Below are 13,295 nucleotides of genomic sequence, written 5' to 3'. Positions count from 1 at the left end.
GGCAGTTGTTATAGCCCGAAAATACCGGCCATCCGTCGACTCTGGTGGCGCATTGCCACTTCCGGCCGGGCCACAGCACGCCTCTCCACCCTGTCATTCTTTACCCAACTAACAAGCACATGCACGCCTCCGTAGATCCCCTGATTCCGCGCGTCACTGCGCCTTTTGGCGCTGGCTATGCCGACCTGGCCCTGGCCCTCGGCGGCCTGGCCATCGGCACGGGCGAATTTGCCTCCATGAGCATCCTGCCCGTGGTCGCCGACGACCTGGGCACGACCTTGCCGCAGATGAGCCACATGATCAGCGCCTACGCGCTGGGCGTGGTCGTCGGCGCGCCCCTGATCACGATCTTCCTGGCGCGCATGCCGCGCCGGCTGATGCTGATCTGCCTGATGCTGATGTTCGCGGGCGGCAACTTGCTCAGCGCCATCGCTCCCAATTATGGCTTGCTGGTGGTAGCCCGCTTCGTGGCCGGCATCCCGCATGGCGCCTACTTTGGCGTGGCAGCGCTGGTGGCGGCCGCCCTGGCCGAACCGGACAAACGGGGACAAGCCGTGGCCCGTGTCCTGATGGGCTTGACCGTGGCAAATATCTTCGGCGTGCCGCTGGCCACGTATATCGGCCAGACCCTGGGCTGGCGCTCGGCCTTTTTGCTGGTCGCCGCGCTGGGCTTGCTGACCATGCTGATGGTGCGCATCTTCGTGCCCATGGTGGCCGCCGGCGATTCCAGCCCGCGCCGCGAGCTGGGCGTGTTCCGCCGCCTGCAAGTGTGGCTGACCCTGCTGATGGTGGCGATCGGCTTCGGCGGCATGTTCGCCGTCTACACCTTCATCACGCCCACCTTGCTGGAAATCACGAAAGTGTCGCCCCTGGTCATTTCCATCTTGCTGGCCATCATCGGTGTCGGCATGACCTTGGGTAATCTGATCGGCGGCTGGCTGGCCGACCGCTCGCGCCTGTGGACCATCTTCGGCGTGCTGCTGTGGAACGTGGCCGCGCTGGCCGCGTTTACTTATACCAGCAGCAATGTCTGGCTGACGGCGATCAACCTGTTTGCCATCGGCGCCGGCATCGCCGTCGCCCCGGCCGTGCAGACGCGGCTGATGGACGTGGCCGGCGACGCGCAAACGGTGGCCGCCGCCCTCAACCATTCCGCCTTCAACATCGCCAACGCGCTGGGCGCCTGGGCCGGCGGCATCGCCATCGCGATGGGCATGGGCTTGCGCTCGACCGGCTGGGTGGGCGCCATGCTGGCCTGCGGCGGCATCGTCGTGCTGGGCATTTCCGTGCTGGTGGAAAACCGCAGCCGCAATGTGGGCGGCGCGCAGCCGGCCTGATGCAGGCGCATAGGAATGCTAATTCTATTTGTATCGTTATCATTTCCTATATCATGAATAGGGAGCGGATTTCACAATTCCTGCGTATCCGACCCTTTATATGATGAAGCGTGCAAACCATGAACAAAGCAATCATCGCCAGGTACAAATCTGAAAGCTGTCGTCTGTGAATGCAGCAACCATCTTCATTGACGAAGTCCTCGGGCGGGCGCAGCAAGGCATAACAGAACCATTTATTTGCCGCGGCGACGACGGAGCAATTTACTTTATCAAAGGCAAGGGGGCTGGTCGACGCAGCCAGATTTGTGAGTGGGTCTCGGCGCAACTGGCGACAGAATTTGGCCTTCCCATCGCAGAATATGCATTGGCAGAAGTGGCTGAGGAACTCATTGAGGCGAATGCATTTCCCAACATCAGTCAACTAGGTAGCGGGATAGTCTTTGCCTCGAGAGAACTTCCACATCCTCAAGAGCTGACAGCGATCACACGAGACCTTGTTCCGGATCAACTGGCAAACGATGTTCTGGTTTTCGACTGGTGGCTGCATAACGAAGATCGTCATTTAACCGAGCGTGGCGGCAACCCTAACTTGCTTTGGGACATGCAGAACTCAGAATTGGTCGTGATTGACCATAACCAGGCCTTTGATCGCCACTTTAACCCGAGCAACTTCCTGTAAACGCATGTGTTTGCGAGCAGGTGGAACGTCATTTTTAGCGACCATCTTCAACGCGAGCACTACGCAAGCAAGTTAGAGGCAATTTTGCCAAGATTGGCAGGCATCCGTGCTAACATACCCGACTCTTGGTGGTATGTTGATGATGGCGTACCAGCAGACGTGACGTGGGATGAAATCGAGACCTGCCTGCAGCGTTGCCGCCAAGAAGATTTTTGGAATACCCCATGAAAAAGTTCGCCTGCCAATATGCTCTTTTGCGATTTCGCCCGTTTGTGGAAACCGGAGAGTTCGCCAACGTCGGTATTGCGCTGATCGCGCCCGAAGCGCGCTTCTTCGGCTTCCGTATACTGAAGCGGTATGGCCGTATCACGCAATTCTTTCATCAGCTTGACCGTCAAATCTACTTGGATGGCCGCCAACTTTTTAAAGAAGAGATGGATCGCTTCGCTCTTGAGCTTCGTCGGCTGGCATTGGATGGACGAAAAACGCAGCCCGATATAGTACTCGCAAGAAATCTGTTTGCTGAAGTGGTTCGTCCCCGGGAAGCGATGTTGCAGTTTGCCGATCAACGCGTCGTCCTGGCGGAGGATCCAAAGGCCAAACTTCTGCAGCTATTTGATCATTATGTCGAACGCAACTTTGTAACCAAGGAGTATCAAGAGCGTTTATTGGAAAACAATGTTCGCAAACTCCTCTTCAACGCGCAAGTCGGAGCTCGATATCAACGTGAAAAGGTTGGTACGGAAGATTTCGCCGTAAACTTTCCATTTGTCGACATGGTGGAAGGCAAAGCTGAACGAGTGATCAAACCGCTGTACCTTGCCCAAGGCGATAGCACCAAAATCCTCACACATGGCGGTCAATGGGTCGATAAAGTACGGCGCTTACGCAAACGCAATGCACTGCCGCCAAAAGTACTGTTCCCGGTCACTCAACCGGCAGCCAACACCAAGCCTTATTATGCATTCCAAGAGATCAGGCAAGACTTGCTTGCTGAAAATGTACAGGTAGTAGCTGCAGACGATGAGCGTCAGATTCTCAAGTTCGCTACTGATAGAGGCTGACTATAAGACAGGTATCCTGCTCCTCAAGGGCAAACGCCACCGCCGCCACACAGTGAATGGCCGTGGTATTAAAGAGCGGCAGAGACACACGCAGGCAGCATGGTAATAACGGTGCGCCGGTTACCTTAGTGGTCCATGCAGTTCGCGCCAAAGCATGCACGCCATTGCTTGTAGCCGGCTCCGGCATTGGACACCTCGGTCAGCAGGCGCTCCACCTCATGAAAGCCGAACAGGCTGGCGCAGGTACGCAGCGCAACGTCATCCACATCATCCTCGCAGGCATCGAGAAACAGCTCCGCCAGCAAGCCTTGCAGCGAAGCGTAGCTGCACCACACCTCGTCAACATTCTCCAGGCTGCAGCGCTCGAAGCGGCCGTTGGCGGGATTGAAGTAATCGAGCACCATGCCACATTCCCACAGGGGCACGATGCCGCGCCCGGCAATGGGAGAGGCACGCCATGCGTGTGCCTCCTGGCAACGGTAGTCGAATGGCGAAGCAACGCTGTCACCATCGAGATGGCACAGCATGGCTTCGGTGAGTCCAAGCGCGCGCAGCACCTTGTTGTCAATCATTCGCACTTTACTTAATGTCATGCACATTGGAAGTTTGTCGGCTGTATGCACGCTCGAACGCGGCCAGATTCGCCGCCTGCGCCCACAGGCTGGCGATATAGTGGAATTCATCCTCGAACGGCTGCTCGAAATCGGGTACGTCGATCGCATACTCGCAATTGCGGCTCAGCATCGTCAGCCAGTCGGGATAAGCTAGCACCGGGTACAAGCGGGTAAAGATGGCATCGAGCGAAGATACGCTTTCCCGGCCCGCCAGGTAAGCTGCGCGCAGTTCGACGATGTATTTGCCGGCCAGGAACTGCTCGTCAAGCCGCTGCGCGCCCCGGTAGCGCGCGATGATCACGTCGGCCAGCGGCAGCACCTCGTCGCGGCCACGGGCGCTGGCCAGCAGCACGACCTCGAGGTCGTCACCTTCCTGGTCCAGGCGCAAACGCTCCACGGCCCAGTCCACGCAGCGGTCCGCCGGGCCAAAACCCATGCGCAGCTGAAAAACGGCGTTTTCAAGTTCTGTCAATTGTTCCATATCTTTCCATCCAATGCCGCTGACGGCCATGTCGTCCCCGAGCGTGCTTCAGCATCATCGCGCACCCAGGTTTCAAGCCTTTGTTTCCCGCCTGCCACTGCCACGCAAGGCTGACAGCCAGCGCGGCCACCAACCGTGCAAGCGGCCCTTGTCCACAGCTTCGCGCCAGCAGTCGTCATAGGGGAACAGATCATCGTGCGCTGTCGTGCTACTGACCAGGCATCGCTGCGTCAGCAACTCAATTCTTTGCGCCAGGGTCAGTACCGGAAACAGGCCGTCATCTGCCGTCTCGGCCGCCTGCTCCGCCAGATCATACTTGCCATCCACATTGTAAAATCGCGTATCGTCCACGACATAGTCGCGGCGGAAAGACGTGCGCCATTGCGAATTACTACCCCACCCATGCGACAGGTCGTTGACAGGGCGTCCCTTGCGGCGGTCAGCCCAGTACAGCGTCGATGCGTCGGCGATACCGGGCTTGAAAATTGTCTTGCCAGCGCAGACATCGACGCCACCACGCGCAAACAGCATGTTGCCGAGCATCACGCACGGCCATCGCCAGGCCATGATCGCGGCACGCGCATGCGCAGACCCAGCGGGCTGCAGCCCGACTATCTCGTGATAAAAAGGCGAAAACTCTGCCGGCCGCAGCACCGTCATGCCCAGCGCCTCGACGAAAGCCTCATACTCGGTGAGCGACAGCGGCGGTCCGGCCCAGCCTTCGCCATTGCCATTGCCGCGCCCCTGTTGCAAGGGCAAGACCAGCACCTGGCCTATGCGGCTGAACGCGTGGAGTACCCACAATTCCTCTTTGCTTGCTGGCGGAACAGGATTTCCTTGCCTTTGCGCAAATGAGCGCAGCCAGGCCAGCGCAGGCGGATTCGCGCGCAACCAGGGAAGGAGCAGGTCGGCATACACGCCATCGCCTTCGTAATCGAGCAAGGCATCGTGAAGCGCGCGGGCGCCATCCAGCAAATCACACAGATCCCATTCTTCCTGGATCACGCTGTGGGACGATTGTGGTTGACACGGCATGTATCGTTCACCCTGCCTGCAGCATCTTCTGCAGCACCGCATCGAGCTCATAAAAATCCACAGGCTTGGTCAGATGCAAATCAAAACCCGCGTCGGACGCCATCTGGCGGTCCTTGTCCTGGCCCCAGCCCGTCACGGCGACCAGGATGGCATGTTGGCCGCACGGCTGGGAACGCAGCTGGCGCGCCACGTCATAGCCATTCATGTGCGGCAAGCCGATGTCGAGCAATATCACGCGCGGCATAAAGGCTTGCGCGGCCGCCATGCCGGCCACGCCATCGTAGGCCGTGCGCACGTCGTAGCCGAGGATGTCGAGCGCCAGCGCCAGGCTTTCGGCCGCGTCGACGCTGTCGTCGATGACCAGCACCTTGCCTTCGCGCGTGCCGGCAAGCAGGCGGCGGTTGGCGGGCGCAGGCGCCGGCAAAGGCACGGCCGGCAGCGGCAGGCGCAATGTGAAGGTACTGCCCTGCCCCACGCCATCGCTGTGCGCGCTGATGCTGCCGCCATGCAATTCGGCCAGCCCCCGCACCAGCGACAGACCGATGCCCAGGCCACCCTGGGCCAGCGACAGGGCCGGCGGCAACTGCGAAAACAGGTCGAAGACGGTGTCCAGATGCTCGTGCGCGATGCCGATGCCCGAATCGCGCACGCTGATGCGCACCTCGTGTTCCGTGCATGCCACGTCCAGCCAGATGACGCCGTTGGCGGGCGTGTACTTGACGGCGTTGGTCAGCAGGTTGGCGATCATCTGCGCCAGGCGCGTGGCGTCGGCGTCGAGCCAGATGGGCCGCGGCCATTGCTCCACGTGCACCTTGTGGCCGGACTGCGCCGCCAGCTCGGCGACGCTGTCCAGGGCCGCGTCCACCACGGGCGCCAGTTCCACGCTGGCGCGGCGCAACTCCAGGCGGCCCCGCGTGATGCGCGACACTTCCGTCAAGTCGTCGACCAGGTGCGTCATGTGGCTCACTTGCCGGCCCAGCACGTCCCGTGCCCAGCACAGCTGCGGATCGTCCAGCTGCGCCAGGCGCAGCACTTCCAGCACATTGCGCATCGGCGCCAGCGGGTTGCGCAGCTCGTGCGCCAGGGTGGCCAGGAATTCGTCCTTGCGCCGGTCGGCGGCCGCCAGCTGCTCATTGAGCTCGCCGGCCTCCTTGCGCGCCAGTTGCAGTTGCTGCTCGTATTTGCGCCGGTCGCTGGCGACAAAGACGGCGACCTCGTCATAACGCACGCCCTCGTGCACGCGCCGCACGGCGTTGAACAGCATGGGGATCGATAGCCCCTGGCGCTGGCGCATATCGAGCAGGATTTCCGATACGCTGCCCTGCACCTGCATCAGCGGCAGCCAGTGCGTCTGGTGGAACACGCGCCCGCCGATGGTCAGCAAGTCCTGCAGTTTCTTTTTCCCAAACAATTCCCTGGCGCCATAGCCGAGCCAGCCACAAAAGGTGGCGTTCGCCTGCACGATGGTGCCGTCGGCCGTGCACAGCAGCAAGCCGCAGGCCGCATGCTGGAACAAGGTATTGGCGTCAGGCAAGGAAGGCAGCGTGTCGCGCATTACAGGTGCAAGCCGTCGAGAAAGTGGCGGATGGCGCGGTAGCTGGCATCGGGCGCGCTCATGTGCGGGCAATGGCCCACGTTTTCGACCACGTGCAGGCTGCTGTGCGGCAGCATGTCGCGCAAATACTCGCCCACGGGCGGTGGCGCGATGAAGTCGTCGCTGCATTGCACGATCAGGGCCGGCGTGCGGTTGTGCGGCAAGATGGCACGGTGGTCGGACAAGAAGGTGACTTGCGCGAAATGCCGGGCGATGGCGGGGTCCGTGCGGCAAAAGCTGCTGGCCAGGTCGTCGCCCAGCGCCGGTTGCCCGGGCGCGCCCATGATGGCCGGCGCCATGCTGGCGGACCAGCCCAGGTAATTGCTGTCCATGGCACCGAGCAAGTCGTCGATGTCGGCACGGCTGAAGCCGCCCCGGTAGCCGGACGCCGCGTCATCGATATAGCACGGTGACGGCGCCAGCATGACTTGCGCGGCGAACAAGTCCGGCTCGGCGATGCTGGCCAGCAAGGCGCTCATGGCGCTGACGGAATGGCCCACGCAAATGACGGGGCCGCCGCCGACGGCATGGATGACTTGCCGCAAATCGGCGCCATGTGCATCCAGGCGCGCATAGCGATCGACATCATAGGCGTCCAGGTCGGATGCGCCGCTGCCGACCAGATCGAACAGCACCGTGCGGTAGCGGGGACGAAACAGCGGCTCCAGGTAGCGCCACATGGTCTGGTCGCAGCCAAAGCCATGCATGAACACCATGGTGGTTGCCGCGCCCCCCTGCGGCGCAGCGCTGCATTCGCACACGTGGATATTGTTCCGATCTTCTATGCGCATGCCTTGAGTATTTCTATGTGGAATGTAAATTAACTTCTTGCTAGCATCTTAGCATGCGCAATTTGACCCTAGGCAATACCATCGTCGCTGGACAAATTCTGCGCCACGGCGGATAATGAGAACGATTCCCATTATCAAAATACCAGGCCCGTGCCTGGCGTTCCCTGTGCGCCGCCATGGCGCCTGCTGGCGGCAACAAGCCGGTTTCATGTTGAAGGTTTGTACCGCATGCGCGCTTTCTGGACTGTCATACACCGCTGGGCCGGTCTCGCCATCGCCCTCTTCCTCATCGTTGCAGGCCTCACGGGCGCCGTCACCTCATGGGACCATGAACTCGACGAGTGGCTCAACGCCGACATCATGGACACGCCGGGCCGTGGCCCCCTGCAGCAACCATTTGCGCTGGCGCAAAAGGTCGCCGCCGCCGACCCGCGCGTGGCAGTCAATTACATGACCCTGGGCCTGGAGGAAGGCCATGCGGCCGCCTTCATGGTGCGCCCGCTCACCGATCCGGTGACCAACAAGCCGTTCGTGCTCGACTACAACACCGTCTACATCGACCCCGTCACCGCGCACATCACGGGCACGCGCGATTCGACGGCGATTTCCCTGTCGCGCCGCAGCCTGATGCCGTTCCTGCGCCACTTGCACTACAGCCTGCACGTGCCCGCTTTCTGGGGCACGGACCGCTGGGGCTACTGGCTGATGGGCACGGTCGCCCTGATCTGGCTGCTCGACAGCATGGTGGCGTTGTATCTGACCACGCCACGCCGCCTTCGCCCACGCGCCCCGGACGAGACGCCGCGCCACCGCGACGCCGCCAGCTGGTGGCAGCGCTGGAAACCGTCGTGGGTGGTGCGCTGGGCGGCGGGCGGCTACAAGCTCAATTTCGATTTGCACCGCGCGGGAGGCCTGTGGGTGTGGGCCATCATCATCGTCGTCGCGTTCACCTCGTTCTCGCTGAACCTGTACCGCGAAGTGTTTTATCCCGTCATGTCGCTGGTGTCCACCACCACGCCGGGACCGTACGAAACGCAGACGCCGGCGCCCTACGGCACGTATATTACGCCCGTGATCGGCTTCGAGCAGGCCGTGGATATTGCAAAAAGACAAGCCGTGCAGCGCGGCATCACGGCGCCCATCGGCGGCATTTATTATGGCGGCAATTATTCGTTCTACAACGTCTCCTTCTTCGACCCGGCCGACGAATTCGGCGCGGCCGGCATGGGCCTGTCGAATCTGTACGTCGACGGCATGGACGGCAGCATCATCGGCCAGCACAAGCCATGGGAAGGCACGGCCGCCGACGTCTTCGTGCAACTGCAATTCCCTTTGCACTCGGGCCGCATCCTCGGCTTGCCGGGACGCATCTTGATGTCCCTCATGGGCATCATGGTCGCCATGCTGTCCGTGACAGGCATCGTCATCTGGGAAAGAAAGCGCCGTGCGCGCCGGCTGCAGGCGAAGAGCCATTGAAATTGACCTGAACGCGCGACTTCACAACGCATAGCCGCCATCGCACTTCCACACTTTGCTACCCAATAGCCGGCACATGCCGGCTGTCTGCGCTGCGCGCTTTCCGTGCGCCAGCCCGGCCAATGTCATCAAATGCAGTTTACTTGCATTAGCATTCCGCGCGAGCTATTATTGCAACTCGATTGCATCTATGCCGTCGCGCTGTGCCCGCGTCCAGCGCCAGCACCCCATTCCGCCTTTTTAGAGAGTCCCATGCGCCATCACGTATTCGCAGCTGCCATGCTGTCCACTACCCCGCTCGCTTACGCGGCAGACGACATCACCCTGCAGACCATCAACATCCGCGCAGACAGACCGTCGGGCATTGACAGCGTCGTTGTCGTTGAAAATACGCAAGCCCAGAACAGGACGCTGGGCGGCATGCTCGAACATGTCTCGGGCGTGCAAAGCAGCGCCTTCGGGCCGAATGCCGGCGCACCGGTGATACGCAGCCTGAGCGGCAGCCGCGTGCAGATCCTCGAAGATGGCCAGTCCATCCTCGGCATGAATGCGCTCAGCGGCGACATCAACATCCCGTTCGATCCGCTGTTTGCGCGCAGCGTCAGCGTGAACAAATCGTCCGATAGCGTGCGCTTCGGCGGCAATGCCATCGGCGGCAGCGTCGACGTCGATTCCGGCCTCATTTCCAGGAAGATGGAGGACAAGCCGAAAGACCTGGAACTGGTTCTGCGCAAGGGTTTCAATGATGCCGATGCACAAGGCTTGCGCCTGAATTTCAACGACGGGCAGCGCTTTTCGACGAATCTGCAGCTGTCATTCCAGAAGATCGGGCACTACACAATTCCGGGCAACAGCAAGGCCGGCGTGTGCAACAGCCAGCTGTTCCCTTCGAGCGGCGGCGTGAATACCTTTCTGGCTGACAGTTGCCAGAAAGAAGCGAGAATCCAGCAGGTCTACAACAAGGCATCGCAACCGTTTATCGACCAGTTCATGACGGAAAGTCCGGACTGGGCGGACGGCGATTTTTCCTTCTACACCAATCATCCGACCTCCGTCTGGCAGCGCAAGACCTACGTCAATCCGGCCAACCCCGCATACGTGCCCGGTACGCCAAAGACGGTGCAGAACAAGATCAACAAGGACGTCACCCCCGATTATCACGGCACCCTGGGCAACAGCTATGCCAGCAATTCCCACTTTGCCGTCGGCAGCACCTACTTTTTCGACCGTGGCTACGTGGCCGTCAGCCTCGACACCAAGAATAGCGAATATGGCGTGCCGGGCTTTTCCATGGAGAACAAAGCTTTCGGGGCGAATTATGACGCGGGGCTGCCCGTCGGCGTGGTGATACAGCAGGATAAATATGCGCTGGAAGCCCATCTGCGCGATCCCGTCGCGTACATTGAAAGCGCGCAACTGCGCGTGTCCCGCCTGAACAATGCGTCGGGAGAACGCCTCGGTGCGACCAAGGCGAATGACTACCGGTTCAACACCAATCAGGCCGAGCTGCTGCTGGCGCACCGGCGCGCCGGTCCATTGAGCGGCATGCTAGGCCTGAGCCATCAGTCCAGGGATATCGCCGGCAGCGGCCCGCAGCTCTACCTTCCCGATGCCAGCACGCTCAGCCGCGCGCTGTTCATCAAGGAAAGCCTCGACGTCGACTGGGCCACCTTCGATGCGGGCTTGCGCCATGAAATAGTGGAGCACGACATCCGCCAGAGCGGCTTCAAGACGTCGAGGAATGCGAGCAATTCCAAACTCGAAGACAAATCGTTCAGTCTGAACAGCTATAGCCTGGGGGCCTCGGCCAAGCTGGGCCAGCTTTTCGGTGCAAAGCTGCGCTATGCCTCCTCGGAAAGAGCGCCCGACGTCAATGAGTTGTATGCGAGCAACCGCCACTATTCGATCATGACCCAGGAAGAAGGCAACCAGAACCTGAAGGCCGAGCGCGCCAGGAGTACCGAACTCACCGCCCTGTTCGGCCATCGCGGCTTCAACCTGTCCGCAACCGGCTACGTCATGCAGTACGAGAACTATCTCTACCTTGGCCATTCTGGAGCCCAGATGGCCAATCGCCTGCCATTAAAATACTGGAAGCAGACCGATACGACGGTCAGAGGATTCGAGATCGACGCTACGCAGCTCATTCAGCTGGGCAGCTATGGCAAGGTGAATCTCTCCGCATTTGCCGACCTGGTCAAGAACAAGGCGGACCATCCCGACAAGCTGCGCGCGCACAACGACGGCGCCTACCTGCCCAACATGCCCACCAACCGCTACGGCGCGAATGTGCAGTGGGAAAACCAGGGCTGGAAGGCCAGGGTGTCGAGCACCTGGTACGCCAAGCAGAAGTACCTGGGCAAGAGTGTCAGCGAAGAAGTGCCGCTCGACGGCTACACCATGGTGAATTTCCAGCTGAGCCGCGCACTGCAGGTGCCAAATTCGCCGTTTGCAGGCATCGATGTATTTATTAACGGCAGCAACCTGCTCGATGACGATGCCAGGCCGCACAATTCTCCACTGAAATACATTGCGCCCTTGCCAGGCCGTGGTTTCCAGATCGGCTTGAGCGCCCGGCTTTAAGGCACGTCGTGATACACAAGTCCGGACAGTCGAGCACCTGGCCGAAAAAGCCTTTTACATTCAAACGATGTGCCACGACTGGTCGCTCGGCTGGGGGGATTCCTCGGCCGGAAAAGCGACGGCGAACCCGGCGTCAAGACCATCTGGCTTGGCATGAAAGAGGTCTACGTCGCAGCGGAAACAATGGAGAAATTACGAGACTGGGCCAACGCCAAGAATTATGTATAACGGCGTGGAGTAAACCTGAAATGCGGCCAGTTTACAAGGGCTGCGGTAAGTCATTGATTGTTAAAAGTTTTTCGCAGCTGCGCTTGGCCGGATCGGACTTGTGTATAACTCGGTGCCTTATCAGGGCATCCCATCGTCGGCAGTCTCGAGCAACGAGGAAATGCCAAGCGATTTCAGCCTGTCGCTTTCAATCGCCAGTTGGAGCAGGCCAGCACTGCTTGAATGCACATTCTGGTTTGAAAATGTCGTTTTTAACTCGGCCATGTTTAGACTGAACATTCTTTTTGCCTCGGAACTGCCGATGATGGGATACCGGCAGTAGTCTGGATCATCGATGACAATCAAAAAAGACAGCTCATGGCGCAATACGGTCAAATCGGTGATGATGCCTAGAAAATCCATGCTCGCTTTGTTATCACCTATAAGTGTGATGAGCTGTGAAATATGGGGTTCCGCCAGAATGCTGCCGGAATCTCTTCCGTCACTGCGAAAGCTGAGCTCCTCGACGTTATATAATTCTTCCGCATACTCTCTGAATAGCGCGGCACGAACATCAAAGCCTTGCCTGAGCTGTATGTCAAGATCATCATCCTCGTGCCCATACACTTCGAAGCCGCCGGCCGGCTGGATTTGCCACAGCTCCGGCTTGATCGCCACATTCTTGCCGCGTTGCGCAACGATCGCCTTCCACATTACGCTGTTGGGATCCTTGTAGTCCTTGTAGATCACCAGTGCTTGAACGCTGATTAACGGGAAAGCGTCGCATGGCTTTAACACGGCTTGAAGTGGTGGTTGGCCTCCGTGATATGCCGAACGTAACTTCAATTCCGAGAGGATGTCGTCGGTGATTTCTGCATTTTTTTTGTAACGCTTGAAAAGCTCCCATTCCAGAACGTGCGCCGTAACAAGATTCTGCTGATAGTTTGTTGCCTGAGCATGCACGGCGACGATCTTTCCGTGTTCGTCCAGCAGAATTTCCTTGGTGGCGAATCCCTTCATCTTTGGTCGTTTTACCGAATCGCCGAGGAAGCGCAGATAATCCTTTTGTAATCGACTCAAGCGCAAGGGCTTGATATCCGTGGATGCTAAATGACACAGCTCACTGAACGGATAAAGAAATTTTTTACTCGGTCTGAGAATAATTGCAGGATATTTTTTTCCATACAGCGAAACAAGCTCCCGGCCTGCATAAATTTTTGATATGACGCGCTGCATCCATTCCAGATAAGATGCACTGTTCATTTTAGTATTGGTAACAGCCCTCCTCTTCTGGCGCCGCCGGCTCATCATTGCTCTGATTTTGCCTATTGCTGGCAACATGATCACGGCGACTGCCAGAAAATTGGCAAGCCATCCCAGATCATTCCAGAATTTTATCAATTCGCTGACATAATGTGAGAAGTTTGGCATGGT

The 13,295-nt window shown here is 59.3% G+C and carries 10 protein-coding genes and 2 pseudogenes; 6 read left to right on the top strand and 6 right to left on the bottom strand.

The window, feature by feature from the left end; translation table 11 throughout:
• Positions 1 to 119 precede the first annotated feature (119 nt).
• The 3 genes and pseudogenes from C8C92_RS14080 (at position 120) to C8C92_RS14070 (ending at position 3,080) form a co-directional block, all read left to right on the top strand.
• Positions 120 to 1,337: an MFS transporter gene (locus C8C92_RS14080; protein WP_099763951.1), complete on the top strand. Its 1,218-nt coding sequence runs from the start codon at positions 120 to 122 to the stop codon at positions 1,335 to 1,337.
• A 166-nt stretch (positions 1,338 to 1,503) separates the two neighbouring features.
• A pseudogene (locus C8C92_RS14075) lies at positions 1,504 to 2,244 on the top strand (HipA family kinase).
• Positions 2,241 to 3,080: a DUF3037 domain-containing protein gene (locus C8C92_RS14070; RefSeq protein WP_099763953.1), complete on the top strand. Its 840-nt coding sequence runs from the start codon at positions 2,241 to 2,243 to the stop codon at positions 3,078 to 3,080. Before C8C92_RS14075 ends, C8C92_RS14070 begins: the two are co-directional and overlap by 4 nt.
• Before the next feature lie 125 nt (positions 3,081 to 3,205).
• Here the strand turns inward: C8C92_RS14070 and C8C92_RS14065 are convergent, their stop codons facing one another.
• From C8C92_RS14065 to C8C92_RS14045, 5 genes are all read right to left on the bottom strand, one after another.
• Positions 3,206 to 3,652, bottom strand: a complete 447-nt coding sequence (locus C8C92_RS14065; protein WP_116744287.1) for a hypothetical protein — start codon at positions 3,650 to 3,652, stop codon at positions 3,206 to 3,208.
• Between the two features lie 7 nt (positions 3,653 to 3,659).
• A complete protein-coding gene (locus C8C92_RS14060) occupies positions 3,660 to 4,175 on the bottom strand; it encodes a hypothetical protein (protein WP_116744286.1) in 516 nt (171 codons plus the stop codon).
• Positions 4,176 to 4,247: 72 nt separating this feature from the next.
• Positions 4,248 to 5,180: a hypothetical protein gene (locus C8C92_RS14055; RefSeq protein WP_133250752.1), complete on the bottom strand. Its 933-nt coding sequence runs from the start codon at positions 5,178 to 5,180 to the stop codon at positions 4,248 to 4,250.
• Positions 5,181 to 5,217: 37 nt separating this feature from the next.
• Complete coding sequence (locus C8C92_RS14050; protein WP_116744284.1) at positions 5,218 to 6,765, bottom strand: ATP-binding protein; 1,548 nt, start codon at positions 6,763 to 6,765, stop codon at positions 5,218 to 5,220.
• Positions 6,765 to 7,595, bottom strand: coding sequence for an alpha/beta hydrolase (locus C8C92_RS14045; RefSeq protein WP_116744283.1), 831 nt, complete (start codon positions 7,593 to 7,595; stop codon positions 6,765 to 6,767). Before C8C92_RS14045 ends, C8C92_RS14050 begins: the two co-directional genes overlap by 1 nt.
• A 228-nt stretch (positions 7,596 to 7,823) precedes the next feature.
• On the opposite strand from C8C92_RS14045, the gene C8C92_RS14040 reads away from it, so the two are divergent.
• The 3 genes and pseudogenes from C8C92_RS14040 to C8C92_RS14030 form a co-directional block, all read left to right on the top strand.
• Positions 7,824 to 9,071 (top strand): PepSY-associated TM helix domain-containing protein, encoded by a 1,248-nt coding sequence (locus C8C92_RS14040; RefSeq protein WP_116744282.1) that lies wholly within the window; start codon positions 7,824 to 7,826, stop codon positions 9,069 to 9,071.
• A 279-nt stretch (positions 9,072 to 9,350) separates the two neighbouring features.
• Positions 9,351 to 11,654 carry a TonB-dependent receptor gene (locus C8C92_RS14035; RefSeq protein WP_243420209.1) on the top strand — a complete coding sequence of 768 codons (2,304 nt, stop codon included), beginning with the start codon at positions 9,351 to 9,353 and terminating at the stop codon, positions 11,652 to 11,654.
• 48 nt (positions 11,655 to 11,702) lie between these two features.
• Positions 11,703 to 11,882: pseudogene (locus tag C8C92_RS14030) on the top strand (IS4 family transposase); the annotation flags it as partial.
• Between the two features lie 120 nt (positions 11,883 to 12,002).
• On the opposite strand, the gene C8C92_RS14025 reads toward C8C92_RS14030, so the two are convergent.
• Positions 12,003 to 13,292, bottom strand: a complete 1,290-nt coding sequence (locus C8C92_RS14025) for a hypothetical protein (RefSeq protein ID WP_133250751.1) — start codon at positions 13,290 to 13,292, stop codon at positions 12,003 to 12,005.
• Positions 13,293 to 13,295: the final 3 nt, after the last annotated feature.

It is taken from the genome of Janthinobacterium sp. 78, from assembly GCF_003096775.1.
Lineage (GTDB): Bacteria > Pseudomonadota > Gammaproteobacteria > Burkholderiales > Burkholderiaceae_D > Janthinobacterium > Janthinobacterium tructae.
The sequence above is the reverse complement of the archived record's forward strand: the minus strand, read 5'-3'. Positions and strand labels throughout refer to the sequence as shown.

Bases quoted from the DNA above. Each gene is read 5' to 3' on its own strand.
- C8C92_RS14080 (WP_099763951.1), top strand. From the start codon at position 120: ATGCACGCCTCCGTAGATCCCCTGATTCCGCGCGTCACTGCGCCTTTT.
- C8C92_RS14060 (WP_116744286.1), bottom strand. From the start codon at position 4,175: ATGGAACAATTGACAGAACTTGAAAACGCCGTTTTTCAGCTGCGCATG.
- C8C92_RS14040 (WP_116744282.1), top strand. From the start codon at position 7,824: ATGCGCGCTTTCTGGACTGTCATACACCGCTGGGCCGGTCTCGCCATC.
- C8C92_RS14045 (WP_116744283.1), bottom strand. From the start codon at position 7,595: ATGCGCATAGAAGATCGGAACAATATCCACGTGTGCGAATGCAGCGCT.
- C8C92_RS14025 (WP_133250751.1), bottom strand. From the start codon at position 13,292: ATGCCAAACTTCTCACATTATGTCAGCGAATTGATAAAATTCTGGAAT.
- C8C92_RS14035 (WP_243420209.1), top strand. From the start codon at position 9,351: ATGCTGTCCACTACCCCGCTCGCTTACGCGGCAGACGACATCACCCTG.
- C8C92_RS14050 (WP_116744284.1), bottom strand. From the start codon at position 6,765: ATGCGCGACACGCTGCCTTCCTTGCCTGACGCCAATACCTTGTTCCAG.
- C8C92_RS14065 (WP_116744287.1), bottom strand. From the start codon at position 3,652: ATGATTGACAACAAGGTGCTGCGCGCGCTTGGACTCACCGAAGCCATG.
- C8C92_RS14070 (WP_099763953.1), top strand. From the start codon at position 2,241: ATGAAAAAGTTCGCCTGCCAATATGCTCTTTTGCGATTTCGCCCGTTT.